This window comes from Salinisphaera sp. T31B1 (assembly GCF_040361275.1).
Lineage (GTDB): Bacteria > Pseudomonadota > Gammaproteobacteria > Nevskiales > Salinisphaeraceae > Salinisphaera.
In genome coordinates this window covers 1-24,681 of the sequence record NZ_APNH01000007.1, presented here as the reverse complement: position 1 = coordinate 24,681, position 24,681 = coordinate 1, and the positions used below count along the sequence as shown (strand labels likewise).

Here is a 24,681-nt window from a genome sequence, read left to right as displayed (position 1 = left end):
AGCTGGCCGGCAGCTCGCGCGGGCCGTCGACGATCTCGCCGTTCTGCACACGCGCGTACTGCATTACGCGGCCCGCCACGCCAGCATGGCGTCGACAGTCGTACCGGCGTCGTCAGTGCGCAGCACGATACGGGCCCGGCCGGATGCTGGGAACTCGGGCACACCGGCGACGCCCCAGTCCCAGGCGCTGGGCAACGTGACGGTATAAGCGCCCCAATCCACGGCGACGATCTCGAGCTGGCCGTGGTCTGGCCAGTTGACGACGCTTACGGTGATGTCTTGGCCGGCGGTGACGCGCCAGGTGTCGGCCGTGGCCGCATTGAGGGTGGCGGTGCCTGCGCTGGTATCGGCCTCGGCGAAGACAACGCGTGGTGGCGCCTCGCCATTGTCGCCTTTCGGCCCCTTGATGTTGCCTACCTGGTTCCACGCCATGGCATCAGCTCAGTTTGAAGACGTCGCCGCTGTCGGTGTCGAGGTAGTAGTCCCCGGCCGACGCGCCTGAAACAGTGCCCGGGGCGCCGGATCCATCGAACCATTTCGCCCCGTTCGCGCCATCGGCTCCGGGCGTTCCCTGCGGGCCGGCTGGAATGCCGAAATCGAACACGGCCGCGGTGCTGTTGCCGGTATTGCTGACGGTCGCGCTGGAGCCGGCGGCCAGCGTGCTGGTGTTGCCGACGTTGATGGTCGCCGCCGTTCCATCGGCGCCTGCGTTGCCAGTGTCACCTTTCGGGCCTGTTGCGCCGGTATCGCCTTTGTCTCCCTTCGGTCCCTGCTCGCCCTGCTCGCCCATCGGCCCGCGGAACGACACGCCGTTGCCATCGGCCGGGAAGTTCGACCCCGTCCAGATGTAGAGAAGGCCGTCCGATTCCACCAGATAGCCCTGGCCGGAGTCTTCCGCCCCCAGGCCAGTGGGCAGGCTGGCGTAATCGGCCACGCTGCCGGCGATCTGAATGCCGGCGCCGTCTTCACCCGGCGCCCCTTTCGGCCCCTGCTCGCCCTGGTCGCCCTTCGGGCCTTTGATGTTGCCTGTTACTGCCCATGCCATGTCGTGGTCCTCATTCGAGTTTGTAGATCGTGCCGCTGTCGAGGTCGAGATAGGTGTCGTTCGGCGATGCGCCCTGGATAGTCCCGGGCGCGCCGCGGCCCGTGAAGCGGATTTGCCCGGGGTCACCGGCCGGGCCCTGCGGGCCGGGCGCGCCCGGAATCGCGCCGGCCACCGCCCGGTCGGCGGCTTCCTGAGCTGCTTTGACCAGCGCGCGGAACGCGTCGAGCACATCGGCCTCGGCCCGTTCGGCCGTGGCGCTTTCGGTAATCAGACCGACCAGATCGGGCGCCGCGGTGTATTCGTCGATGACGACGTGTCGGGCCAGCGTGTGGCGGCTGCCGTTCAGCCGGATGGCGATGTTGTAGACGCCGGGCCGCAGCGTGATGTCGTAGCGGCCCAGTTCGTCCGTGAGCGTGCTGGCGCCGATGCCCTCGGCCACGTCGCCGGCGGTGGCCGCGGCGGTGAACCGGATTTCCGTATCGGCCATCACCTGGTCGGTATACGGGCGATACAGCGTGCCGCTGAGCGTATGCATGTGGGCTCCTATCGGTAGCGGCCGACGCCGGGGAATGCGCGCGTGGGCAGGTTGCCGTGCTGGCCGAAGCGCAGGCGGCAATCACTCAGCCGCTTGCCGCAGGCGTCCTCGGCCGGCGGCACGCTGTCGCCGGCGCGGTTGAAGCACGCGCTCCCGCTGTACGGGCAGGTCGCGCTCGTGTAGTCGAACGCGCCGGCCTCAGCGTTCCAGCGGCGGTAGATATGGGTACAGGCATCCCGCAGCACCTGCCGCGCCGGGATCTGTCGGCCCTGCTGGTCCATCTCCACGGCCAGGCTGAACTGCAGCTGCGTGCGGGTGTGCGTGGTTTTCTGCTCGAACACGTAATAGTCGACCGGGAACTGCGATTCCGGATCCGGGTCGCTGCCATCGTCGAGGTGCTTTCGATAGATGCGGTGGCGCTGAATCGGCAACCCGACGAGGTTGTCGGCTTCGATCACCAGCGACAGGAACGATACGGACAACGCCGATACGCTCAGCGTTGGCTGGGGCAGCGGGCCTTTGCCCGACCATTCGAACCCCTCGGCGGCGATCGGGAACGGTTGGTATTCGTACTCGTCCAGCAACGCCGGGCCGCCGTCGACCGCTTCCGGCACGAATCGCAGGATGCCGGCGTTCTCGCGCCGGGCGTCGATGACAAACAGCGTGACGATGGCGTCTTGGTGCAGCGACTGCACGTCTTCCGACTGAGGCATGCGTTACTCCGGCCAGTCGGTCGGCGCTTCGCCGAGCGGGGTGAAATTTTCGGTCAGCGTGGCGCTCGCGCTGGCGAACCGGGCCGACGTCGGCCGCTGGCCCGACCAGCTTCGGCAACGCCACTGCCGCTCCACTGAATCCCACGGCGGCTGCCAGAAAAACGGCTTGCCGCTCAGGTGTTCGCGAATGAAGGCGTCGAGCCGCTCGAACTCGGCGCGCGTCAGCAGGCTGTAGTTGATCGTGTAGTTGTCACGCAGCCAGTTGATGCCCGCCGGGCGAGTCTGCTCGTAGCCGTCGCCGAACTGGGCTTCGTCGACGTTCGCGCTGGGCTGGTATCCCGGGCCGAAGTCGATCGGGATATCGGGCAGGCGGTAGTACGGCATCGATTATCCCGTTCTCTTGACGTTCGAGAGCATTCCGCCGGGACGCATCTCATCGACCATTACGCTCTTCACCGCGTCCTTGAACGCACGCCCCATCTGATCACCCTGTCGGCGAGCCTCTTCGTCACTCATGCCCGGGCTGGCTTGAACCTTGATCGTGACCGGGATTGTGACGCTGCCGCTGGACTGCTGTTGCCCGCCGGAATTCTCCCGCTGCAGGTACTGCTTGAGGTCGACGTTCGTGCGCCGGTCGATCACGCGCTCACCACGGTCGAGCAGCCACGTGCCTTCGCGCGGCACGTTGTCGATGCCGTCATGCGCCTGGCCGGCCATGCTCACGCTGGACACCGCCGCCGACAGCACGCCGGTCTGTGCTGCGGTCGTGGCCACGGCCGGCAGGTTCGCGGGGAACGGCGCCGACGCCCAGGCTTTCGCGATGGCGTCCGACGACGACATGATGACGCTGGCCAGGTGGTAGGCCTTCTCGGCGGCGAACAGCGTGTTATAGATGCCGGACTGTCGGCCGGCGAACGCGCCGACGATATCGGTCAGGCTGCCGTACAGGTCTTCGTAGCCGGACTGGCGGGCCCGCGCCGTCTGCTCGTCGTAGGCGACCATGCGGCGCTGGTGGTCGGCCTCGAGCGCTTCGATGGCCGCGTCGGCCTCGGACTTCTGGTCTTGATGCGTGCGGGCGTATTCCTGGAACGCGGCCAGCCGCTGCTGGTATTTCTCTTCGTACTGGGCGCGCTCTTTATCCAGTCGATCGGCCTCGCCGAACGGGCCGTTATATTCCGGGTCCAAGCCCTGCATGCTCGGTAGGCCGGCCGTGGCCGACTCGGCGGCCATCTGCGCGGCCCGGCGCCGGCCGAACGCCTGCTGATCCTCGGGCAAGTCGGCGACCGACTGGCGGAGCTGGCTGGCCTGTTGCAGTTTCTCCCATTCGGGGAACAGCGACTGCACGGCGGCCTTCTGCGCGTTGAGCCGGTCGATCTCGGCGGACATCTGCAGCAGGTTCTGTTTACGGGCATCGCTGATGCCACGCAGCCCGCCCTGTTCGATGTCGTAACGGGTTTGTGCGACCTGGCTGCTCTCGCCGAACAACGCGATCTGCTGTCGCAGGCTGACGGCCGTCTGTTCGTAGGCCTGGTTCATGCGCTTGACGGAATCGACGCTAGTCGCTGCCGCGCGCTTACTGCTCTCGCCCAGCCCCTTGATCTGTGAATCGATATCGGCAATGGCTCGTTTATAGCGATCCAAGTTTTCCGGGTCGGCGGTGCCCATCGCGGTAACGAGCTTCTGCCGCGCAGCCTGCAGCTCTTTGAGCTTGACGGTCGCGCTGTCGTACTGATTCAACAGCGATGCGATCGCCTGATCGCTGCCGCCCGCGCCCCCGCCTGCCGCGCCGGCGGCCGTTTTGTCGCCGCGGAGCTCGGCTTCAAGGTTTTTCTTTCGCTTCTGAGCGTCTTCCAGGTTCTTTGAGTACCGCTGTATGTCTTCTTGGGCCTGGCGGAACGTCTGGCCGGCGGCATAAGCGTCACTTGCGGCCGACTCTGTCATCGTATTACGCGCCGCATCAAGCTGTTTTGCAGCTGCATTCGCTGCCTCTCGCGCCGAGTCGAGATTCATCTGCTGGGTGATGATTTCCGTATTCAGCTGCTCTCTGTTGAGGTCGCGTAATTTCTGCGTGTAGCCATCTACGGCATCAGCTGCCGCGTTTATCGGGCTCAACATCTGGCGCAGTTCATCGCGAAAGGAATACGCCGCGCCAGCCGCCAAGATAAAGACACCGACCGGGCCACCCAGCAGACCAACAACACTACTCAGGCCCCGCCCCGCTCGCGCGGCCAGGCTTGCCGTACGTGTGTAGTTGGCATTGGCCGCCGCCGCGCCCGCTGTCGCCTCGTTGAGTGCGAGACGGGACCGGGTAGCCTCGATCTGAGCCGCATTCACCGCTTTCAGGGCTGCCGTGTGACTCGACGTGCCGCGCGCTAGCGATGCCTGCAGGCGGGCGTTGATTAGCGATCGCTCTGCAGTCACGGCTTGGACTTCCGCGTAGCGCACCGCGGAGGCGGCAGCCATATCGTCGGCCCGAGCTTTCTCTATGACAGCAGAGCGCGCGCCGATGACGGCTTGGGTGCTGGTGGCTATGGACCCGAGGAAGCGGCCCGCAAATAGCGACGCGGCGGCCCCGCCACTGGCAACCACCAGGTCGATGTTATCCGCGATGCTGGCGAATCCCGACCGGGCCACTGTCATTCCGTCGAGCAGCTTGGGCGCGATCACCCGCCCCAACTCTGCGGCCGCTTGATCAGCAGAATTTGCGGTCAGCTGCATCTGTGCGCTGAACGACGTCGCGGCTACTGCCGCCTCTTTGTTCAAGGCGACGTTTTCGGCCCAGCCCAAGTTCGCGTCGCTGATGGCCTTGCCGAGCAGATCGGATCGTGTGGCGAGCGTGCCCAGCACCTGGCCGGCCCGGGTGCCGGTCAGGCCCATATCTTCCAACACGCCATTGACGTCGCCGCCGCTGGCCTGAATGCGGCCGAGCCCTTCGACGAACTGTTGGAACACTTGGGCCGATTTACCGTTGAAGAAAGCCTCGCGCAGCGATTCGCCGGTCTGGCCGGTGATGCGCTCCAACCGGGCCATTTCTTCACCGCCGTTCCGCAGCGCCGAGTTGATCGTCTGGAATGCCAGACCGACCTGCGTGCCGCCAGATTCAGCTTCCACGCCGACCGCCTGCAGCGCAGTCGATATACCCAATACGTTGGCGGCGCCGACCTCGTACTGCGCCGTGGATTGCGCCACGCGCTGAGCTACGCCGGTGATTTGGCTCTCCGTGGCGGCGTAGTTGTTGCCCAGCTGAACCACTGCGGCGCCCAGCCGATCGACGTTCTCTATCGGCTCACCGGTGACGGTCAGCAGACGTGCGAACGCCGTGGCGCCCTCTTCGCCCGCCAGGTCGGTGGCGCTGCCCAGCTTCGCGACAGTCTCGGTGAACCGCAGAATGTTCTGGCTGCCTTTCACACCGAGCTGGCCGGCGCTCTGGGCGATCTCGAGCAGTTGCGTAGTCGCCACCGGCACGCGGAGCGACATTTCCTGAATGTCGTCGCCCATAGCCCGCAGGTCGTCGCCGGCGATGTTCGTCGTCTTACCGACGCCGATCAGGCCTTTCTCGAAGTCTGCGAACTCGCTAATCGTCTTTCGCAGCACTACCGCGCCGGCCAGGCCGACGGCCGCCGTGCGCGTGTTGATGACGCTCGATCGCACGCGCTCGTAGCCCTGCGCCATCGTGAGCGCGGCGGTGCGGCTGTTGCGCGCGCTGCGCTCGTTGGCGGTGTCGAGCTGGCGTAGCTCGTCGCGCGTGGCGTGGACGGCACGGATGCCCCCCTGGGCGTTACCGTCAACAATCAGCGTTGTGCGGTATTCGCGGGCCATGGTGGATCCTCATTTCGGGCACAAAAAAACCAGCTCGCGGCTGGCTCGGGTCTAGTCGTTTTGTCGGCTTTTACTTACGCGGCCGCGTATATAAAACCGAGTTGTCCGCCCTTGGCGCTGACCATCATCATTCGCGCTTCAAAATCAGCCATGTCGGTCGATGTGAACGCAATACTGGTTACGAGCGCGATCTGCCTATCCAGAGCGCCGCGGCCGCCATCGGTCAGCCATTGATGCATCTTCTGTGATTTGTTGCGTCGCTCTTTGAGCTCGGCGTACACGTCTTCCGGCAGAATGCAGCCGTACACCCATCGATCGGTGATGCGTCCGTAAATGCCTGGCGTGCCACCGGCATGGCCGAGGTATCTGGTGTTCGTCACGCGAGCCAGCGACTGGTAATACGAGGGCTCGAATCGCAGCTCCCATTCGCTGGCGTCGGGGCGCAAAAGCAGCGCTATCAGGTCCGCGTTGCCCGCTGCCCTAATCCCGTTGCGGACAATAGCGTCGATTTGCTCGTCGCACCAAACCGAGAATCGAACATCGAGCCACTGTGCAAACCGTACCGCCAGTTTCGGATGAAGCCACGTGCCGCCGCCACGATCTTGACGTGCGCGACTGGTTTTTACATAGCAAGAATCCTTGCTATGTAAAATCGGCGAGGGTTGCCCGCTGTTCAGTTCTTCTAGGGCTCGAACATATTCGAGTGTATCCACGTTGCCCAACCAGCTGCGCACTCGCTTCCCAAACCGCGTTGCCGCTTCGGTCGCGTTGAACCATCCGTCTTCGCGAAAGCTGTACAGGTCGCCCTGAAAATCGTACTGAATGATATTGCTCATATCGCACTCCATGTTCACGCCTTGGGATAGATGCGCGATCAGGGGCGGAGGCGTACCCGCCCTTTTCAGGAGCTACCCTAGATCGCACAAAACAGATATCGCGCCCACAAAAAAGCCGCCTCGCGGGCGGCTGCTATGATTCCGTGATGAAAAACTTATTTATCGTGCTCGCATTGGCGGCGCCGATCGCTGTGGCGGCCAAGCCCAGCGAGCAGTCCTATACAGATCGATGGTGCACGGCGCGCGGTGGAGAAACAAAGGTGGTCCTGGCGGATCGAACCCGGCCGGATTGCGTTACCGATACACACGCAATTGAGGTCGATTTCTCGCGTAAATTCTATGAGGCGATTGGGCAATCGCTTTGGTACAGCTTCCAAACGAACAAGCGCGCCGGGATTCTATTGATTATCGACCCGGCCGATAAAAACCGGTATCTCTATCGGCTCAACAGCACGATCGATAATTACGATCTACCGATAGATGTGTGGACCGTAACGCAGTAAATTGCAGATCACCTTTGTTCGAACGCGATATCGTCTACCACGAATTCGCCGCCTCCTATATCGCGGGCCGTGCCCACGAATCGAGTCCTGATATTGGCGCCGAACGTGTTTTGCGAGTCTACGTACGACGCCACGACATATCTGCCGTCGGCCACCCTGGCTAAAGAAGCGTCGGAGTAAGGGCCAAAATTTGCGGTAGCTGGCGCTTTTAGGCGATTCAAAACCGCATCTTTGATAGCCAGATACGCTCTAGCTTTCAGTCGCGCATCAGACACCTGTTCAGGTATCGAATCATCTGGCGCCTGATCCAAATTGCCTAGGAGCGCGACGCCGCCGGCCATAAGCGCTGCTATTACCAGCACCATTGCCGACAATGCGGGCCAATTGATGGCCTCCTTAGCGCCGCCGCTATGGGCTTGATTAATGTCGTCGGCTGTCAGATAAGCCGGGTCACTGGATGAATTCTCGTTGTTATTGTTCATGCCCGCGCCGAACTTTTAACTATTGGTCGATAGCGCCAGGGCTTTCTCAATACGAGCGAGCCGCGCATTAATTTCTTGCGAGAAGTCTGTGGGCCGAACAGGATCCGCCAGCGATTCCTGCAGCCGCGAAACAATTTCGGCATTCATTGAGCGGCGATTATGCCTAGCCGCCTCCTTGATTTCCGAACGAAGCGCTTCCGGCAAGCGCAGGTTGTACTGAGGGTCGTCTCGGCTCATTGAATCGCTTCTACGTAGCACCGTGGTATTGACACGATCGCGAGGCGGCGGATACATTCCAGCTTCATACCACCGTAATACCGCTAACGAAGCCTCCGGCGCTGCAACGCCGAAGGCCCCAAACGTCCACTCCCGGCAAAGGAATCGTGAACATGAGTGATGTTACCACTTCAGTTGCAACCGACAATGTCCGTTCGCGTACAGGCGCCATGCCTAGCGACGTGGCCTTCCACGGACAGGCGATTTCGACCTTCAACGATAATGGCGTCATCCGTGTGGCCATGAAGCCAGTGTGTGAAGGCATCGGCTTGAACTGGCGCGCGCAATACAACCGCATCAAGCGTCACGCCGTTCTATCACCCTGCGTCGTCGTCATGACGACGCAGGTGGGTGCTCAATCGCGAAAGCTCGTCACACTGCCTCTCTCCAAACTCAACGGCTGGCTGTTCGGCGTCGATGCCAGTCGCGTACGGCCAGAGGTTCGCGACCGCCTTATCGAATATCAATCGGAATGCTTCGATGTTCTCGCGAACTACTGGAACGTCGGCGTCGCCATCAACCCGCGCGTGACCGATTCCACGATCGGCACGGATGGATTCAACGTACTTCATAACCTGGTAGCCCAGCGGACCAAGAAAATTGCCGGGCCTAGCACCCGCTGCGCGAAGTCTTACCTCTGGAGCATGGTCCATGCGCGCTTCAATGTGCGCCGGGCCGACCAGATCCCGGCCGACAGTCTTGAAGACGCCTGCAATTTCATTGCCTCGTGCACCCTCGATGGCGAATTCATCCCGGCGCCGAACAAGCAGCCCGCGCCCCACGATCCAACCGAATTTCTCAGGTCGGCCCTAGGCCCATCTATCGCCGGGCTTCGTGTCGACCATTCCGAGGGCCGGCAACGTTGGCTCGTATCGCTCGAAAGCGACCATCGAATACAGGTGAATCCTCTTTCGCCGTTCGTCGCCATTATTCGGCCAGACTCCGAGGCAGAGGTGCGAACGATCGTGGATGAATACATCCCTTATAAGATGCTGCCCTCGATCATATCGGCGGCCGCTGATCGGCTCTCCCGGATTGCTGAGCACCGCCTTATGCGTTGACCTGTACTACAGCGTCAGCCGCACGCGTACGGTTTCTGACCAGTCGTTTGTGTCGCCACTGGCCGACGGCACTCGCTTCGGGTTGGCGGTGACACTCTGCACCAGCACGCCCTGGTCGGTTTCGAACTGGGCGATACGCTGCGCGATGTCGGTGGCGAGTTTGTCGCGGGCCGCTCGCAAGTCGTCGACGGTGGATGATTTGGCCATGATCTAGTCCTTATTGAGTTCGTCCAGCGCGCCGCGTTCGATGTGCTGTATATGGTCGAGACACTGGGCCTGGTCCTCGACGCCACGCATCCGCATGACAGACTCGACGGCCGTGTATTCCAGCCCCTGGTGAATCACGGCGCCCGGGCCGGCGATGACGCGCCACTGCGTGCCGCAGGCGGCGAACACGTTCCAGGCCGCGAGGTGTTCGGGCCATAGGTCTACGCTGCCGGCGTCGCGCTGATGGTCGTCGATCGTCAGCCCGAACGCCGTGGCGTCGTCGTCGAGTGATTGACCCCGGCCGCCGCCGGCCCAGTAGCGGCCGAGGTCTGTCAGTTTTTTGTGGCGTGGGTGTCCCGGTTGCTCTGCGTGTCGCCCCAGCCCTGGATGAGCGGGCCGCGGATATACGGCACGTCCATGAGCAGGTCGACCAGATCGGCCGTTTCGACCGTCGACAGATCGCCCTCGACGTCGACCACGCGGTCCACGTTCTTGACGGCGATGATGTCGGCCCGCATCAGCTCGTCGTCGGTGGGCCGCTCATCGGCCGGCGTTTCCCAGAACTCGCGCATGGCCGTGGCCGAGCGCAGCCGGTACGTGACGAGCATTTTCTTGTTCGAGAACGACCCCTTGCCACGCGGCACGGGCACGCTCACTTCCTGCTCGACCTGGGCGACGGGTTTGAGTTTGATTCCAGACACGGGCGGCTCCTACTTGAACACCAGGGTGAACTCGTCGTCGCCCTGGTCGCGGATGTAGCGGGTGGTCATCTCGTACTGGGCGCGGCCGTTGTCGTCGCCCATGGACAGGCCCGACAGCTGCACTTTCGAACCGGACACTTCGACGATGTTGCCGGCGGTCTTGCCGTGGGTCATCGAGACCGGGGCCAGAATCACGCCTTCATGCGATTCCATGGCCGCGAAATAGTCCTGCACGTCCGGTCGCACGGCATCGATGGTGACCGAACCGGTGGTTTCGCGGTCGGTGATCTCGATGCTTTCGCAGTTGATCCGGTTGAAGTAGTTCACCGAATTGCCCTGTGTGACCGTCATGCCCGACATGCACGCGGCGTGGCCGTGCACACTGCCCACGGTGTTCTGCTTGTTCACCGGGATTTCGTCCGCCTGCTCGATGTCCGACAGGGTCGGCGCCGCTTGCGTCACTGGCCGCTTGTAGAACGACGTCAGGGTGAATTGCAGCGTAGGGAATGCGCCGCCGTTGGCGTTGAGCACGAACGTGCCGCGTGTGCCGACCATCGCCTGCAGTACGCCGTCCATGTTGTAGTACAGCGTCACCGACTCGGTGGCGTCGGTAACCGGCTGATAGGTAACCGACTCGCCGTCGGCGATGGTTTCGGACATGCCGCAGGCGCGCAGCAACGGGCCGAACACGGGCGGCGTGCCGGCTTCGCCGGAGCCGGCCAGCGGCACAGAGAACTGCAGCGACGTGTTCGGGCCGACGTTCACTTCGGCTCGGGCGCCGAACGTATCGGTGAGCCGGTCGCGGGTCTGCGTGTCGCCCTGGTACGGCGTCCAGGAGAAATCGCTGGTCGTGATCACGCGGCTGGCGCCGTCCGGCGAGGCGTCTTCGCCGTAGGTGGTTTCGATCTTCGGCAGGACGATTCGTTTACGCGTCAGCATCGGGCGTCTCCTTCTTGGCGGCGCCCTTCTTCGGCGCGGGTTTCTCGGTGGCCGTGTCCTTCTTCGCGGGCACGGCCTCGGCTTCGGGGCGATAGCCAGTGCGCTCTTCGAGCACAGGCTTGCCGTTGCGGACGCGATAGCGACCGCCGGATCGGATGGGCATGGATTGCTCCTGGGTTATTCGCCGAGGTGAAAAGCGATCAGTGGGCAGTGATGATCGAAATAGCCGGGCGGAAGGCGCGCACTGTCGAACACGTAGATAATGTCGTCGTCAAATGGCGCGCATAGATCGCTCGCGGCACGGCTGCCGTTAAGACGATGCGTTCGGAACGCAAGGTCACGCGTCGCGACGACTGCGCAAACGTCTTCGGCATCCGCCGCATTGGCCGCCGCGTACGTCTTGCCTGTTCGCGGCCCTAGATCCATGCGGCCGTGACATAGGCCAGCGTAGGCCGCTGGACCTAGAAGGTCTCGCAAGCGGGCCATCTCGTCGCGACGTTCGCGACTCAAATCCATGTATCGAGCGATCGCTTCTATATAAAGCGGCGTTGGGAACTCGCGCGGCGCTTTCATGGTTATGCACTCGGGTTGTTATTGCGTAGCCAGGTGTCGACGGACCAGCGCTGCTGGTATTCGATATACAGGCCGCCCAGCGGCGAGCGGCCGCCGGCCATCCGCTCGCCGCCGCGGTTGGCCATGGGTAGGTGCTGCTCGGTGGGCCCCCAGCCGAATAACGCTTCGCGCACGCGGTGGGCCACGTCGCGGAACTGCTCGCCGTTGACGACGAGATGCACGGCGTAGACAAACGTCACGCGCTGGCGCGGGCAGTTCGTCTCCGGGTCGGCGTTGCGGTCGGGGCCTTCGGCTTGCAGAAACACGTAGGCCGCCGGCGTCGTTTCATACAGCTGCTCGATAGCCGGCGCGTTCCATGCGTCGTCGATCACGGCGAACACGTCGCTGCACCGGTCTTTGAGGCGTTCGATCAGCGCCGGCTGGATGTCGGGGTTCTGCATCAGTCGTCACCCAGCAGATGGCGCAGGTTGCGGTCGAATTCTTTCGGCAGTTCGTCGCGTACGAGGTCTTGTGCGCCGCGGATCGTTTCCGGGTGGGCGACGAGGCCGGGGATGGACGGGCCGAACATGGGCACCAGCGTGCTGTCGTTCTTGTCTTGCTCACGCCGGCGGTAGATCCGGCCCTTGGCGAGGAAGCCGCCGGGGCGGACGACCTGGCGGCCTTTATCTTTCCGGACCCGCGCGGTGGCCGCGCGGCGACTGGTCTTGAATTTCTTTCCGCGGCGGCTCGTCGCGGTGATCGAGACGCGCTTGTCCTTGCCGCCGAATTTTTCGAGCGGGATCTTTCCGCCGGTGTACAACAGCGCCTTGGCGTCCTTTTCGTATTTCCGAACGGACAATGCAGACTTGATGTCTTTCGCCCGGATGGCGAACACGTCGCGTATGTCTCGCGATATGAATGTCGCGGCCTTGGCCGTCACGGCGCTGATGGCCCGACGCTTCGCGGTTTCGACGTGCCGCGCTGCGGCGCCCAGTTCTGACTTGAGGCGCTCCGAATCCTGTATCCGGTAGAACGTGGTCATCACGTCACCTCGAGCACGCGATCGTGGCCGTCGTCTTCCAGCGTGTGGATGACCTGCCACGACCGGCCATCGCGTTCGATGGTGTCGCCCCGCTCCGAGCTCGGCACCTGGCTGACCTGCACGGCCATGACCGTCACGCGACGGGCCACGCCGTCTTCATCGAACACTTCGTAGCTGCGATCGAGCACGGCCGTGATGTCGTGCACCACGCCGCCGGGCACGCGCGCGCCCCGATAGACCGCCCGCCCCTGGCTGAATGCCCGGGCGCCGGCGCGGGTGGTGAGGCGTTCGATGTTCATGGGGCTACCAAGCCACCGCGCAAATAGCGACGCCGGCCGCCATGCCAATCGCGCACGCGATGCCGATCAGTTCGCGCTCAGTTCGCTTTCGATACCAGCCGAAGCGCGACAGATATGGGAACGGCAAACGGGGGATTGCACCTGACATATCGGCTCCAATGAAGTGATGGGCGATCACAGAAAAGCCCGGCCAGACGGCCCGGCCGGGCTTTTGAGTCATCGCTCGGGTGAGCGATTACGCCGTGCCCCGCAGCAGCGTCTGCGGACGCGTGCAGTACGGCAGCGGGTTGGCCTGGACCTCGAACTTGCGATACCGGTTGTTGCCGGTGTCTTCGAGGTTGGGCACCACGTAGCGCGGCAGGCCCACGGTGTTGACCGTGTCGGCATAGTCCGCCGGGGCGTAGACGATCTCGAACACGCCGGGCACGCCCATCGGGAAGAATCGGCATTCGCCTTCGGCCAGGCCGACCTTGCCGTCATCGCTACCGCGGTAGTTGATGAAGTTGATACCGGCGAACTGGAACGACTGCCAGGTGTAGTCGTTGCGAAGGGCTGCGCCTTCCTGGAACCGCTCGTAGGCGCGCTCGACGTCCGGGTGGTTGATGAGCGCGTCGAAGAACGAATCTTCGGCGATGGCCCCCACACCGAACTGCATGCCGCCCGCCTTCATGTTCTTGCCCATGGTGCGGATCACTTCGGTGCACTTGGTGCGCACCTTGGTGGCGTCCGTATCCAGGGCGAAGTCGATGGCAGCGGGCTGCGAAACGCCGAATTCACTGAACAGGTCGTAGATCAGCGTGGTGCCGTCGGCGTCGTAGATTTTGCCCTGCAGTGCGCCAAGCATCAGGTGCTCTTCGGTGAGATCGAACTCCTGTGCAAGCAGTTCGGTGCGATCGATCACCAGATCCTGCACGGTCTGCAGCTCGTCGTCCGTGCCGAACGCGCGCACGTTCTGCACTTCGTCGGCCACAACGGTGGCGTTCTTGGCCAGATGCGGGATGCGAAGGTCGCGCAGATTGGCCTTGTTGGTCACCAGCTCGCCCGGGGGCGCGCCGCGCGGGCTCGTCGGGATCAGCTTGAGCTCGGTGCCCTTGCGCTCGATGGCGATGGTGGTGGTGGTCACGCCGCGCGAACGAAACAGGTTCATGTTGCGGATCATCGACGGCACGAAATCGCGCTCGTTGATGGCGGCGGTCAGCGTGGTGAGGCTGAATGCGTCGTTATCGAAAATGTTCATGCCGGGCATGAGTAGTTCTCCTGCGTTGGGTACAAAAAAACCGGCTCATGGCCGGCGATTGTGATTCCAGTGGGTATGGGTGGGCCGGCGGTTACCGGGCGACGATGCCTTTGGCGGCGAGTGCTTCCAGTGCGGCGGTCTTGTCCGCCTCCTCGATGCCGTCCGGCCAGACCAGCGCGTCGCGCTTCACTTCCGCATCGCGCGCGACGATCACGGCCTTGATGTCGCCGGCCGTGGCATCGCAGTTGTCGTACAGCACGGCCGTCGCGTCTTCATATCCCGCGGTCGAATCCGGATTGAGGCCGGCGTACTTCCCGGTGGTCGTAGATACGCCGAGCACGGTGCCGGCTTCGAGCGTTTCGCCGCTGGCGAGCGTGATGGTTTCGCGCGATCGAAAACCATTGGCCTCGCTGGCCAGAAATTCCGCCGTGTGGCGGCCTTCGGTGAGTACCGTCATATCGAACTCCTTGAGTGTTGGGAGTGGTGCTTACTTGCGCGTGTTGTGCCGTTTGTGGACCGCGCGCGCGCTGATACGCCCCTGGCCGGCCGCCTGGCTGGTTTCGGGCGGGTGTTGGTCGATTTCCTCGCCCGCCATGCGGGCCTGGGCTTCGACCATGAGCGCCGAGAGAGGCTCGGCGAACTGGGCGGTGGCGCTGCCGTGGGCAGCGACCGCGAAACGGTTGGCCATGTCGGCGGCGGCTTTCGGGTCGTCCGGGAAGGTCACGGCCATCTTGTCGCGGATGGCGTCCACGTCGGCCATGATGGCTTCGGCCTGTTCGGCGGTGACGCCGCGATCGCGCAGCGGCTTGGCCAGCGTGTCGCACTGGTGTTCGCTGCAGAGCGAGACCAGGGCGTCGAGGCTGGCCGGCGCCGGGCGGCCTCCTTTTATCGAAAGTGTCTCGACGGTTTCGGCTTCGCCGGCGTTGATTTCCGTCATCTGCTCGCCGGTGCCGGCCGCTTGCTTCTCGGCATCGTCGGCAGGCCGCAGCGTTGCACTGGCCTCGCCCTGCGGCAGCACCACGCTTTCGGCGTTGCCGTCTGTGTCGCGATTGATGGTAAAGCCGGCCGCTTCCAGCGCTTCAACACGCTCGGCGGGCCAGCTGGCGCAGTTCCATGCCAAAACCGGCTCGCCGCCGCTGGCCACGCTGAATCCGCCGATCACGCCGTTCGCGTCTACGTGCAGTTTGTGCTGCCCTTCAGCGCCCGCATCCAGCGTCGGTTCTTTGCGTTCCGCCGCAGCGGCCTTGTTGCTGGCCTTGTTTCGGCCCCATAGCGGTAGTGCCATAGCTTTCGCTCCGTTCTTGAGAGTGGCGCCGAACCGCGCCGGGGTAGATGCGCGCAGCGAGGCGCTGAACGCTTCGAGCACCTTGTCGGTGCGCATGATTTCGTCGAGCAGGCCGACATCGAGCGCGTCGCGGGCGTCGTAGACTTGGGCCTGTGTGTCGTAGACGGCTTGCGGGTCCATGCCTCGGTTGGTGGCCACCAGCTGCACGAACCGGTCGCGGGCGTCGTCCACGCCCTTTTGGAAGCCGGCTTGCACAGCGGATGGGATGGGCTCGAAGCTGTTGCCGTCGATCTTGTGGTCACCCGAGAAGATGTATGTGACGTTGAGCCCCATGCCCTTGATCATCTCGCTCTGGTCGACGTGCATCATCACGACGCCAATCGAGCCGAGCATGGCGTTCTCGGGCGCCACGATCTTGGTGCAGGCGCTGGCCAGGGCGTAAGCCGCCGAGCATGCCAGTTCGTCCACAACGGCCCAGATCGGTTTCGTCTGGGCGATCTCGGCGAGCTGCTGAGACAAGTTGAATACGCCGGCCGCCGACCCCCCGGGCGAATTGATGTCCAGTACGATGCCGAGCACGTCCGGATCCGCGGCGGCAGCTTCGGCCTTCATCTGGATCGAGCTATAGTTGGTCATGCCGGATTCGGGGTTGAGCCCGCCGAACTTGTCGTGCACCAACGTGCCGTCGACCGGGATGATCGCGATGCCGTCCATCTCGTGGTACAGCTTTCGCTGACCCCGCATGTACGACTCAGCCGTGGCGATCATGTCCGGCTGATGCAGTTCTGTGCCGTCACCCAGCGTGAGCGACTGGATGTTGAGCCGCGGCGCCAGCGCTGACACAAACACCTGCCCGTACGACGGCTCGACCATGTGCGGCGTGTTGAACAGCTGCGCCGCGATATGGGCGTGGTTGTAGCGGGTCATGCGCTTACTCCGGGCACAAAAATGCCGCCTCGTGGGCGGCAACTATTTGGCTATGTCTAATGGTTCAGCTGGTGACGTGCTTGCACGACCACATGACAGCCTCTTCGATCTTGGTTTTCGCCAGCGACAGCTCGCGGCTCTGGCCGATGCTGTCGAAGTACTCGAGCATGGCGAGCCCGTCATCCTTGATCTTCTGCATCTGCGCCTTCTCTTCGTCCGTCAGGACGCGGTACTTGTGGCGCACCGCATTGTTCGTGGTGCGGTCGTTGCTGGTGCTGTCTACGTGGTCGGCCATGGTGTTTCCTTGATCCGATATGAGTTGGAGAAAGCCGCGCGGAATAGCTTCGCCAGGTATGCGGTTCTTGCCGGCGGGCTTTACTGCCACATTGCAGTCCGGCAGGCCGGGTACGCGGTCGGCGACAATTACCAGTGCGGTGCCGCGATCGCGCCACTGTTGCAGGCGCCACGATGGGCCGACATAGAGATCGGGCTCGATTCGATACGTCTGTCTGCTCATGCGTTGGCGTCCTCTTCGCGTTCGGCTTCCTGCAACTTCGCCCCGTCCAGCCGCTTGCCGCTGTTATCGGTCCAGCGCGGATCGCTGTCGAAGCGCAGGCCGAGTTCGTCGGACTGCTCGGCCTCATCGGCCCAACGCTTGTGCACGTCGTCGATGTCTTCGCCCGTGCGCTCGTTGATAATGTCGCCCTGTGTGCGGAACCCGGACCGCACCGCTTCGCGATCGGCCTGCACGTCCTGCACGGGGTTGATGTAGCGCCACGCCTGCGGGACATGGTTTGCGCGCGTAAATGCGCGCGGGTTGGCGGCGAAGCCGGGCGCGGACAAACGGCCAACCTGAATGCCGGCCGGCATAAACCAGTGGGCCCAGATCACCCGGCAGGCCTGATGCACGACGATATGCTGCTGTTGCTGTTGCACGCGCCGGTGAAAGTCGTTGAGTATCACGCGCGCCAAGCGGTCGTTGATCTTCGAGAAATCGCCGGTCAGCACTTCGTAAGGCACTTCCATGCCGGCCGCATGCCGATGGAACTGCCATTTCAGAAATTCGCCGTATGTACTGCCGGCATCGGGCGGCGAGCTAAAGCTGATTTTTTCGCCTGGCGCCAAGCCCACGATTGAGCCCGGCTCCATGCTGATATCGACCGGGCCGGATTGCTCACCCTCGTCATATGCCTCGCCTGGGCCGGGCAGCTCGCCCTGGTCTTGCGCGAGGCGGTGCGGGAACGTGTCACTACCCGCCAAGTCTTCGTACGCGAAACCGGTGAACAGGTTTTGCACCTGCTGTTTCAATACGGCGGCGTCGTCGGACTTGTCGACGTCGTACATGGGCAGCAGAACGGGCGCCATCTTGATGATGCCGCGGCTTTGGCCCGGCCGTACCGGGTCGAACAGGTGAATGACGTCGCGGGCGGGGACACGCGTGAGCATGGAGCCGTCGACGCTCAGACCGGCGGTGATATCGCCCGGGTGCGACTTGTAGAACCAGTACGCGACGCGTTGGCCGAGCTTGTTGTACTGGATGCCGTGGCGGATGCGGTTGCCGTTGTTGCCCTGCATGCTGTAGTGGACGGGGCACATCTCGGCTTCCATCACCTGCAACTGCAGCGGCACAGACAGGCCGTCGCTCTCGCGGCGCGGCCGGCGACGGATGAAGCACTCGCCGCCCTGCAGCCATGCGTTGCAGGCCTGGGCTTGCAGGCCGTAGATACCGAGCACGCCTTCCGGGTCGCACTCCTGGCCCCATTCTTCGAACGCGAGCTGCGCCTCGCGCTGGAACGCCTTGTCGTCCGCCGTCGAGCGCGGCTTGATGCCTGTGCCGATGATGTTGCTCACCAGCTTGTTGATGCCGCTCTGCGCGTACCCGTTGTTGCGGTACTGCTGGCGCGAGCGGTTGCGCAGCGTCTGGGCATTGCCCGTGGCCGCGTCGTTGGGCCCGCTGCCGGAGGCCAGCCACCCACGCAGGCGCCGGCCCTGGCCGCCGGCTTCGTACGGCGTGGGCATGGCGCCGCCCACACGGCGGAACGCATTGCCGTTGTGGTCGACGATTGCGGACATATCAGTACACGCCCTTGCGGCTATAGACGGCGAACGTGCGCGGGCGGCGGCGGCGCGTCTGGCACGCCAGTTCGCGGCGGGCTTCGCCGATCAGTCGATCAAGCTCGTCAAGCGAGCGGAACGTCACGTCGCGGTCGCGGTAACGGATCCGCGTCGCGCCCGAGGCGCGGGCCTCTTCGAGCTCGTTCAGCCATTCCTGGCGCTGGACCTTCTCGGCTTCGGTCAACGCCATAGCTATTCGCTCCGCTCGCCGCGCATGGCGACGATGTGCCAGCCGGTTTCGGCGATCACGCTCTCGTCGATACGCTCGGCATGTTCATCGCGCATGAGTGCCAGCTGTTCGCGCAGCACCTCGGCCTGGTAGTGGGCCTTGCGATCGTTCGGCGTCATGGCGTCTGGATTGGGCGGCGCGGTATCGAATACCACGGGCTCGTCGGCCTCACCGAACAGCGGCCCGCGCGCATCGACGTTGTAGTCCATGGACGCCAGATCGCGGATCAGGTCGAGCGCTGCGTCGTCCGACATGGCCGGCGCGACGATGTTGATTCGAGTCATGGCTTGCGTCCTATGCCGGGGTCGCGTTGGTCGGTTTGCTGCCTACGATTTTCTGCCAGGCGTTTGCCCAGCGGCGCCATAGACGTCGGCGCCGCTTTACGCTCATGGCTCACCTGTTCAGATATCGGCTCTGCCGCCGCCGCGGCCGTCGGCGACGGACCGGGGCCATCAGCAGCGCGTGATTCTTGAGCAGAGGGTTGCTGTCCCAGGGCTTCGCCCAGTCGGGCGGGTTGTCCCAATCGATCGTGTCGCCGCCCAGGTGCGTGAGCACGGCCAGGTCGTAGGCGAGCAATATCATCGCTTCGTTGGCGGCGTGCGACGTGCGGCGCTCGTAGCGGCCTTTGTCGTTGCGCACCATCGACACGAGTTCGTCGTACCACCAGCCGCCGATGCCGTGATCGTCCTTGTCGGCTTTCTGCGCGGGTGTGTGCAGATAGTTTGGGCCCGGCTCTTCGCGCTGGAGCTGGCCGTACGTTTCCTCGATCAGCTGGTCCTTGTCGACGATCCACAGCGGGATGTCGCCTTTCGCGCCGGCCTTGCCGCGGCTTTCCGGGGCGGTGAGCCGCACGCGCTGTTGCTGTTTGTGCGTGGCGCCCTTGAGCAGCATCACGCGTTTGCTCTGGCCATCCCGCACGAGGCGGCGATACCAATCGTACGCCTGGCGCGTCACGCTGCTGTCGCTACCCGCGCCGCCGGATTCGCCGCCGGAGTCCACGCCGATCATCATGATGGGCATGCGTAGCGTGCGCTCGCCGGCCAGCGCGTAGGTGCGCGGCAGCACGTCGCGCGTGAGCACGTCCCAGTCTTCCGGCTGCGTGGCGGGACGGATCCGGGTCGGCTCGTCTTCGCCTTTCGGGCCGCGGTCTTCCTTGATGTTGAACCTGTCAATGACCCATCGCTCGCGATGCGCGCCGTGGCCATGCACCTGAACGACGAACCGTGAGTCCTTGCCGCCCTGCACGTCGATCGTGCAGGTGAGAAACCGCACGCCGGGCGGCACGACCTTGAGCCGTTCGACCGTGGCCCGGGCGGCCATGGCGCTGCCGCTGTGGGCCGCGACACGGCGCTTCGGAAAGAACGGCCGGCCCCAGTCCGTATTCACGACGGTCTGCAGCGTTTCCTGAGAGCCGGTACGTTCGTATGTCTGTTCTGCGCTGAGCAGCTTGGTGGCCAGGCTTTCCCATGTCTGGTAGCCAGCGGCTGGGCCTTCCATGGCGAATGAGGCGATGCGCGTCTTGCGCGGCGTGCCGTGCATTTCGCCGTCTGCATCCAGGGCGCAGCCTTCGGGCACCCATCGTGCGTTTTTGTTCAGCCGCTTCTTGTCGCTTTCGTCCGGCTCGTGATCGCAATGCGGGCACGCCGGCCGGCCGGTTTCCAGGTTCCAGTTTTCGTGCTCGGGGCGATACCACTCTCGGCAGCCGTCGCACTGCCAGTAGAGGCGGCGACGGTCGCCCTCGTTGAACAGGTTCACGATCCCGCGCAGCGGCGGGAACATGTGCGGCGTGTCGTGCGGCGGTTGCCAGTCCAGATGCTCGTTCGGGACGATGACGCCGGGGGAGCTTTCGCCCAGGGCCATGCCTCGGCTCAAAAACGTCTGCGTGCGCTTGCTGCCCATGGTGAAGGCGTCGCCCTCACCGTCGATGCTTGCGGCCAGCCGATCCAGATCCGTGAACGCGACGAACCGATATTCGCTGGCGGCGAACAGGTTTTTCGTGGGCCAGCGTACGGCCAGTAGGCTGCCGTCGCGAAAAATCTTGTTGTAGACGTTGTCGTCATGCGCCCGGGGCGATATCTGCTTCGCCATTTCCGGGCTGTTGCGCAGCTGGCGGTCCAGGCGGATCTTGCTGTATTCGTTCGCCTTCGTCTCGCTGATGTGGACGATCATCATGTCGCCCGGGTCGCAGGTCCGGCAGTAGCACTGCCACCCGTCGACCAGCGCCATCGATTTACCCGACCGCGACGGGCCGACAAATATCACGGCGTCGTAACGCCGGGACGCCAGGCAGTCCATCGGCTCGATCATGTACGGCGTCATGCTCGGCGACCACAGCCGCACGTTGCCGCTGCCGTCTACCACGTGCAGGTACTGCGCCGCCGCTTCCGATACGCGCATGCGCCGCGGCGGGCGTAGCAATTCGGCCACGTCGCGCCGGATCGCTGCCGCGCTGGCCGTGGTCATTCCGACGCCTCGATATAGACGCGGTCACGCATGGCGTCGATCTCGGCCACCACCGCTTCCAGCTGCTCGGCATTCAGCCCGCATTCGCGCTCGAGCACATCCGGCAAGCTATCGAGGCCGTTAACGATCGCCTTGACCAGCAACGCCTGTTCGGCGGCGACGTCGGCATCCGGCACCAGATGCCGCTGCGCCTTCTCGAACTCGAGCCGTTCGTTCTCCGACTGATACCACGCCTTGCGCGACTGCGGGTCGAGCGTGTCGGGGTCGAGCGCGTTACCGGTCGCGAAGTGATGCGCGAACAAAGCCGGCCCGGCGTCCTTCAACGCGTACAACGGCGCGTTGCCCTGCTTCGCTACCGGTCGAATATCGGCCTCGTTGAGGCGGTTCATGACCGTGTTGCGGTGCAAACCGAACGCTTTCGCGAGCTTCGAAGCGTTCCAGTTGTAGGCGTTCCGGATGTCCGCTGTATCGCCCACTGGAATACCTCAGCCGATGTGCAGTGCGTGCACCTCTTTTCCGTTGCGTGCCAAGTGATTGATTAGACTGCTGCTGCTGCCCTATGGGCTCGAAAATTAGGCGAAAATCGCGAGTCGGCCGATTCGTAAACAAGGCGCCAGAACCCAGGGGCCCCTCGCCCTAATATGCTGCATGGCGCATCTATTCAGCCGCCGCCGGCGCCAAGGCCGCGAGGCCCGCTCATGGTCAGCGTGGCAACGCGGACGGGTTCTTTCACAATGGCAGCCCGGATGACGTAGTCGGCGGGCAGCAGCGGCCATGGCCTGGGTGGATACCACAGCGCATTCTGAACCGGGCACAGCTTGCCGTGCAGCCCGCACAGCATCTGCTGGGTCTGCGTGATCGAGCGCTGCCGGCTGTCGAGCCCGCCGATGTCGCGCGTGTTGCGATCAACCTGTCCCTTAAGCGCCAGGGCGGCTTGAACGTCTTTACGCAGAGATGTGAAATCGCCTTTCGTGGCCGCTTTGTCCGCTTTCTCGCCGAGGATTCGGTAGGAATCGTTCGCGTTGCCGATCACAATCCCGACTATGAGGATCGCAACGCCGTACATAACTTGCCATGTACGATCGCTCATCGGGCCTGACTCACCGTCGCTCGCATATCTTCAATCAGCTTGTCTTTCAGTTTCCCCGCGTCGCGACAGGCCTCGATCAGCTCAAAGTTGCGCTTGCGGCTATCCCACCAGTGGTCGTCATCGATTTTTGGCGTGCGAGGCAGCCAGGACACTTCGTCTGGCCGATGATTATCCGACGGCACGGGCCGATTGAACGGCTGGCTATTGCGTATACGCGCCAGCGTATCGCGGCCGCCGGCGGCATACGCCTCTGCCCAGGCGTCATTGCGCCCCTCATTGAACGCGTCGGCGTAGTCCGCACGCGGCGCCTCAGGCGCCGATACCGCCGCCTCACGCATCGCACACCCGGCCAGCAGTGCCGCAGCCGCCATGATCAAAAGTAGCGCGCTAGTCCGCATCGCTGTCCGCCCCGCCTGTAGACCAGGCCTCGATCGCTCCCATACGAGCATCACAGTCCGAAATAGACGCCAGCAATGCCGGCACATAGTCCTCGATCAGATAGCCGATCGTGTCGCCGGCTCGCGCAGGACCCGGGCAGCCGCCTGCATACAGGGCCGCAGGCGGGCTGACACGCTCAATCGTTACCGGCGCTGGCGGACGGGTCGCGCATGCGGTCGATAGCACCGAGAGCGTCAGCAGGCAAACGCACGTCATGACAGGCTTGATACTCGTCGTCATGGCTCAATGCCTCCTGCAGATCGCCCCGCAGTTCATTCGCGCGCGCCTGCTCGGCCTCGCGCGCCGCCTGCGTCTCGCGCACAAGTTGTTCGGCCGCCGCGCGCTCGGACCGCAATGCAGCCACCGCCTGCTGCTGGGCCTCGAATGCCGTCTGCCATTGATCGTTGATCGCCTCGGCCCGAGCCTCGCCCTGCCATGCGCCGCGTAGCAGAAATCCGGTCGTGGCCAGCGCGGCGAGCAGGCCCAGAATGATGTAAAGCGGCAGGCCTCTGAGCGCGGCGATCACTTCTGGCTCCGCAGCGCCACGTGCTCAGTCCATGTGTTATTGCCGTAGTACATCCCGATCACCCCGGCGCACACCCAGATGATCGTCGTGACCACGCCGGTGTTGCCCTCTGGAATGGGATGCAGCAGAGCGAACACAGCAACAACCAGGATCACGGCCAGGCAGGCAAACGCCATCAGGCGCCGCCATAGCCAACGCCGCGGCGCATCGACTTGCTCGAACGTTGTCGAGTCGCTCATCCAACGGCCACCGACTCGACCAGGCGAACAAGCGGCCGCAGCAGCGTCAGTAGAACGTCGAGAGCGGCGATCGCGATCATCATGCGATGCGCCCGCCCGCCTGCTCGAACGCGCCCAGCAGCGTCGCCAGCTTATGCTCGCGCTGCTTGTAGCCAGCGCCGGGCATCGACGCCCATATGTTCGAGCAACGGCGAATCGCCGACTCAACGCGGCCGGCTATGATGTCGTCCAGCGCCCGCCGCTCTTTGAACTGGTGGATCGCATACCGGTCCTGCGACACCGGCCCGAAATCCGGCAGGCCCAGCAGGTCGCGATAGTGCGGCCAATACCGCACCAGGATCTGATACCGCCCCGCCGCCGACGAATACACGCCGTCCGAGTACTGGATCGCCTTGCGCTTCTCGAACGGGTGATCGTCGTAATCGGTGAACACCCACACGTTGCCCGGCAGCGAGCCGACCAGCACGCGATATCCGTCGTCGGCCAACGGGTCCGCCATCATCGCCGGGCCAATCTCGGCCCGGGCGATCATGTCCAGAAACGCCAGCACGTTCGCGCCGCCGGCCACCGATTCGTTGATGCGTGCCATGGCGACTCCTGAAATAAAACAGGCCCCGGGTTTGCCGAGGCCAATGCGAGATACCCCATTCAGGGCATCGGAGGAGATAAGCGCCCTCACCGTCGCGGCTGTGCCGAAGGTTCTATCGCGTTGCGTGTCCGCGATTGGGTATTGGGCAAATCGAAACAGGCTTTTGTATGCCGGCCAGATAGCGAGCATAAAAAAGCCCGCTCGTGGCGGGCTTAGGGTGTCTTGGGTGCGGGATGGGCTATCGGTAGAGCGTGGCGATCACCGCTTCCGGGTTATCGAGTGACAATTTTCACAGCGTGCCATATGAATATGCGCCCGCTCCGGAGCATTGTCAACATGTTGTGTGTGTCCGGCCGCAGGCCTACAACCTATTGTGATCGCGACCGGTCAAAGCGGCTATCGATCCTGAGGGCGACATGAACGACGCATTCATATTTGTAGGCAATCCGCGCTTGTCAGCGTCCTATACCTACAAATGTCGTCTAGTTGGTGTTGGGCGACAGCCTCAAACCATCTAGAACTTTTCGCGCGGC

The 24,681-nt window shown here is 63.7% G+C and carries 35 protein-coding genes; 2 read left to right on the top strand and 33 right to left on the bottom strand.

Features of this window, described 5'->3' with window-relative positions:
- Positions 1-63: 63 nt before the first annotated feature.
- The 7 genes from T31B1_RS19855 to T31B1_RS19825 all read right to left on the bottom strand — a co-directional run bounded on the left by T31B1_RS19855 (position 64) and on the right by T31B1_RS19825 (position 6,948).
- Positions 64-432, bottom strand: coding sequence for a hypothetical protein (locus tag T31B1_RS19855; RefSeq protein ID WP_353251262.1), 369 nt, complete (start codon positions 430-432; stop codon positions 64-66).
- 4 nt (positions 433-436) lie between these two features.
- Positions 437-1,045, bottom strand: a complete 609-nt coding sequence (locus T31B1_RS19850) for a collagen-like domain-containing protein (RefSeq protein ID WP_353251261.1) — start codon at positions 1,043-1,045, stop codon at positions 437-439.
- A 10-nt stretch (positions 1,046-1,055) separates the two neighbouring features.
- Complete coding sequence (locus T31B1_RS19845; RefSeq protein ID WP_353251260.1) at positions 1,056-1,532, bottom strand: hypothetical protein; 477 nt, start codon at positions 1,530-1,532, stop codon at positions 1,056-1,058.
- Positions 1,533-1,588: 56 nt separating this feature from the next.
- Positions 1,589-2,293 (bottom strand): phage minor tail protein L, encoded by a 705-nt coding sequence (locus T31B1_RS19840; RefSeq protein ID WP_353251259.1) that lies wholly within the window; start codon positions 2,291-2,293, stop codon positions 1,589-1,591.
- Positions 2,294-2,296: 3 nt separating this feature from the next.
- Positions 2,297-2,677 carry a phage tail protein gene (locus T31B1_RS19835; RefSeq protein WP_353251258.1) on the bottom strand — a complete coding sequence of 127 codons (381 nt, stop codon included), beginning with the start codon at positions 2,675-2,677 and terminating at the stop codon, positions 2,297-2,299.
- A 3-nt stretch (positions 2,678-2,680) separates the two neighbouring features.
- Complete coding sequence (locus tag T31B1_RS19830; protein WP_353251257.1) at positions 2,681-6,112, bottom strand: phage tail tape measure protein; 3,432 nt, start codon at positions 6,110-6,112, stop codon at positions 2,681-2,683.
- A gap of 74 nt (positions 6,113-6,186) precedes the next feature.
- Entirely contained in the window at positions 6,187-6,948 is a 762-nt protein-coding gene (locus T31B1_RS19825) for a KilA-N domain-containing protein (RefSeq protein ID WP_353251256.1), read from the bottom strand.
- A gap of 146 nt (positions 6,949-7,094) precedes the next feature.
- On the opposite strand from T31B1_RS19825, the gene T31B1_RS19820 reads away from it, so the two are divergent.
- Positions 7,095-7,451: a hypothetical protein gene (locus T31B1_RS19820; RefSeq protein WP_353251255.1), complete on the top strand. Its 357-nt coding sequence runs from the start codon at positions 7,095-7,097 to the stop codon at positions 7,449-7,451.
- Positions 7,452-7,459: 8 nt separating this feature from the next.
- Here the strand turns inward: T31B1_RS19820 and T31B1_RS19815 are convergent, their stop codons facing one another.
- Positions 7,460-7,933, bottom strand: a complete 474-nt coding sequence (locus T31B1_RS19815; RefSeq protein ID WP_353251254.1) for a hypothetical protein — start codon at positions 7,931-7,933, stop codon at positions 7,460-7,462.
- A 15-nt stretch (positions 7,934-7,948) separates the two neighbouring features.
- Positions 7,949-8,170, bottom strand: a complete 222-nt coding sequence (locus T31B1_RS19810; protein WP_353251253.1) for an Arc family DNA-binding protein — start codon at positions 8,168-8,170, stop codon at positions 7,949-7,951.
- Positions 8,171-8,322: 152 nt separating this feature from the next.
- On the opposite strand from T31B1_RS19810, the gene T31B1_RS19805 reads away from it, so the two are divergent.
- The gene (locus T31B1_RS19805) at positions 8,323-9,270 is read left to right on the top strand and encodes a phage antirepressor N-terminal domain-containing protein (RefSeq protein ID WP_353251252.1); all 948 of its coding nucleotides are present in this window, start codon (positions 8,323-8,325) and stop codon (positions 9,268-9,270) included.
- Positions 9,271-9,276: 6 nt separating this feature from the next.
- Here the strand turns inward: T31B1_RS19805 and T31B1_RS19800 are convergent, their stop codons facing one another.
- The 24 genes from T31B1_RS19800 to T31B1_RS19690 form a co-directional block, all read right to left on the bottom strand.
- Entirely contained in the window at positions 9,277-9,477 is a 201-nt protein-coding gene (locus tag T31B1_RS19800) for a hypothetical protein (protein WP_353251251.1), read from the bottom strand.
- Between the two features lie 3 nt (positions 9,478-9,480).
- Positions 9,481-9,732 carry a DUF1799 domain-containing protein gene (locus T31B1_RS19795; protein ID WP_353251297.1) on the bottom strand — a complete coding sequence of 84 codons (252 nt, stop codon included), beginning with the start codon at positions 9,730-9,732 and terminating at the stop codon, positions 9,481-9,483.
- 77 nt (positions 9,733-9,809) lie between these two features.
- On the bottom strand, positions 9,810-10,178 hold the full coding sequence (locus T31B1_RS19790) for a hypothetical protein (protein ID WP_353251250.1): 369 nt from the start codon (positions 10,176-10,178) through the stop codon (positions 9,810-9,812).
- A gap of 9 nt (positions 10,179-10,187) precedes the next feature.
- Positions 10,188-11,117 (bottom strand): phage tail tube protein, encoded by a 930-nt coding sequence (locus tag T31B1_RS19785; RefSeq protein WP_353251249.1) that lies wholly within the window; start codon positions 11,115-11,117, stop codon positions 10,188-10,190.
- Positions 11,104-11,280: a hypothetical protein gene (locus tag T31B1_RS19780; RefSeq protein WP_353251248.1), complete on the bottom strand. Its 177-nt coding sequence runs from the start codon at positions 11,278-11,280 to the stop codon at positions 11,104-11,106. The genes T31B1_RS19785 and T31B1_RS19780 overlap by 14 nt, the downstream gene beginning before the upstream one ends.
- Positions 11,281-11,294: 14 nt before the next feature.
- Positions 11,295-11,690, bottom strand: coding sequence for a hypothetical protein (locus T31B1_RS19775; RefSeq protein WP_353251247.1), 396 nt, complete (start codon positions 11,688-11,690; stop codon positions 11,295-11,297).
- 2 nt (positions 11,691-11,692) lie between these two features.
- On the bottom strand, positions 11,693-12,130 hold the full coding sequence (locus tag T31B1_RS19770; protein ID WP_353251246.1) for a phage tail terminator protein: 438 nt from the start codon (positions 12,128-12,130) through the stop codon (positions 11,693-11,695).
- Complete coding sequence (locus T31B1_RS19765) at positions 12,130-12,711, bottom strand: hypothetical protein (protein ID WP_353251245.1); 582 nt, start codon at positions 12,709-12,711, stop codon at positions 12,130-12,132. The genes T31B1_RS19770 and T31B1_RS19765 overlap by 1 nt, the downstream gene beginning before the upstream one ends.
- The gene (locus T31B1_RS19760) at positions 12,711-13,010 is read right to left on the bottom strand and encodes a head-tail joining protein (protein WP_353251244.1); all 300 of its coding nucleotides are present in this window, start codon (positions 13,008-13,010) and stop codon (positions 12,711-12,713) included. Before T31B1_RS19760 ends, T31B1_RS19765 begins: the two co-directional genes overlap by 1 nt.
- A gap of 235 nt (positions 13,011-13,245) precedes the next feature.
- Positions 13,246-14,256, bottom strand: a complete 1,011-nt coding sequence (locus tag T31B1_RS19755; RefSeq protein WP_353251243.1) for a major capsid protein — start codon at positions 14,254-14,256, stop codon at positions 13,246-13,248.
- Between the two features lie 82 nt (positions 14,257-14,338).
- A complete protein-coding gene (locus T31B1_RS19750; protein ID WP_353251242.1) occupies positions 14,339-14,704 on the bottom strand; it encodes a head decoration protein in 366 nt (121 codons plus the stop codon).
- Positions 14,705-14,734: 30 nt separating this feature from the next.
- On the bottom strand, positions 14,735-16,459 hold the full coding sequence (locus tag T31B1_RS19745) for a S49 family peptidase (RefSeq protein WP_353251241.1): 1,725 nt from the start codon (positions 16,457-16,459) through the stop codon (positions 14,735-14,737).
- 64 nt (positions 16,460-16,523) lie between these two features.
- The gene (locus tag T31B1_RS19740; RefSeq protein WP_353251240.1) at positions 16,524-16,976 is read right to left on the bottom strand and encodes an Acb2/Tad1 domain-containing protein; all 453 of its coding nucleotides are present in this window, start codon (positions 16,974-16,976) and stop codon (positions 16,524-16,526) included.
- Entirely contained in the window at positions 16,973-18,532 is a 1,560-nt protein-coding gene (locus T31B1_RS19735) for a phage portal protein (RefSeq protein ID WP_353251239.1), read from the bottom strand. The genes T31B1_RS19740 and T31B1_RS19735 overlap by 4 nt, the downstream gene beginning before the upstream one ends.
- Before the next feature lies 1 nt (position 18,533).
- Complete coding sequence (locus T31B1_RS19730; RefSeq protein WP_353251238.1) at positions 18,534-18,764, bottom strand: phage head-tail joining protein; 231 nt, start codon at positions 18,762-18,764, stop codon at positions 18,534-18,536.
- A gap of 2 nt (positions 18,765-18,766) precedes the next feature.
- Entirely contained in the window at positions 18,767-19,087 is a 321-nt protein-coding gene (locus T31B1_RS19725) for a hypothetical protein (protein ID WP_353251237.1), read from the bottom strand.
- A 109-nt stretch (positions 19,088-19,196) separates the two neighbouring features.
- Complete coding sequence (locus tag T31B1_RS19720) at positions 19,197-21,266, bottom strand: terminase gpA endonuclease subunit (protein WP_502951059.1); 2,070 nt, start codon at positions 21,264-21,266, stop codon at positions 19,197-19,199.
- Positions 21,263-21,742, bottom strand: coding sequence for a DUF1441 family protein (locus T31B1_RS19715; RefSeq protein ID WP_353251236.1), 480 nt, complete (start codon positions 21,740-21,742; stop codon positions 21,263-21,265). Before T31B1_RS19715 ends, T31B1_RS19720 begins: the two co-directional genes overlap by 4 nt.
- Positions 21,743-21,927: 185 nt before the next feature.
- Positions 21,928-22,356 (bottom strand): hypothetical protein, encoded by a 429-nt coding sequence (locus tag T31B1_RS19710; RefSeq protein WP_353251235.1) that lies wholly within the window; start codon positions 22,354-22,356, stop codon positions 21,928-21,930.
- Positions 22,353-22,733: a hypothetical protein gene (locus T31B1_RS19705; RefSeq protein ID WP_353251234.1), complete on the bottom strand. Its 381-nt coding sequence runs from the start codon at positions 22,731-22,733 to the stop codon at positions 22,353-22,355. The genes T31B1_RS19710 and T31B1_RS19705 overlap by 4 nt, the downstream gene beginning before the upstream one ends.
- Positions 22,734-22,743: 10 nt before the next feature.
- Positions 22,744-23,010 carry an Rz1-like lysis system protein LysC gene (gene lysC / locus T31B1_RS20095; protein WP_502951057.1) on the bottom strand — a complete coding sequence of 89 codons (267 nt, stop codon included), beginning with the start codon at positions 23,008-23,010 and terminating at the stop codon, positions 22,744-22,746.
- Positions 22,931-23,320 (bottom strand): hypothetical protein, encoded by a 390-nt coding sequence (locus T31B1_RS19700; protein WP_353251233.1) that lies wholly within the window; start codon positions 23,318-23,320, stop codon positions 22,931-22,933. Before T31B1_RS19700 ends, lysC begins: the two co-directional genes overlap by 80 nt.
- Positions 23,317-23,559 (bottom strand): hypothetical protein, encoded by a 243-nt coding sequence (locus T31B1_RS19695; protein ID WP_353251232.1) that lies wholly within the window; start codon positions 23,557-23,559, stop codon positions 23,317-23,319. The genes T31B1_RS19700 and T31B1_RS19695 overlap by 4 nt, the downstream gene beginning before the upstream one ends.
- 79 nt (positions 23,560-23,638) lie before the next feature.
- Positions 23,639-24,337: a glycoside hydrolase family 24 protein gene (locus tag T31B1_RS19690; protein WP_353251231.1), complete on the bottom strand. Its 699-nt coding sequence runs from the start codon at positions 24,335-24,337 to the stop codon at positions 23,639-23,641.
- Between the last annotated feature and the right edge of the window lie 344 nt (positions 24,338-24,681).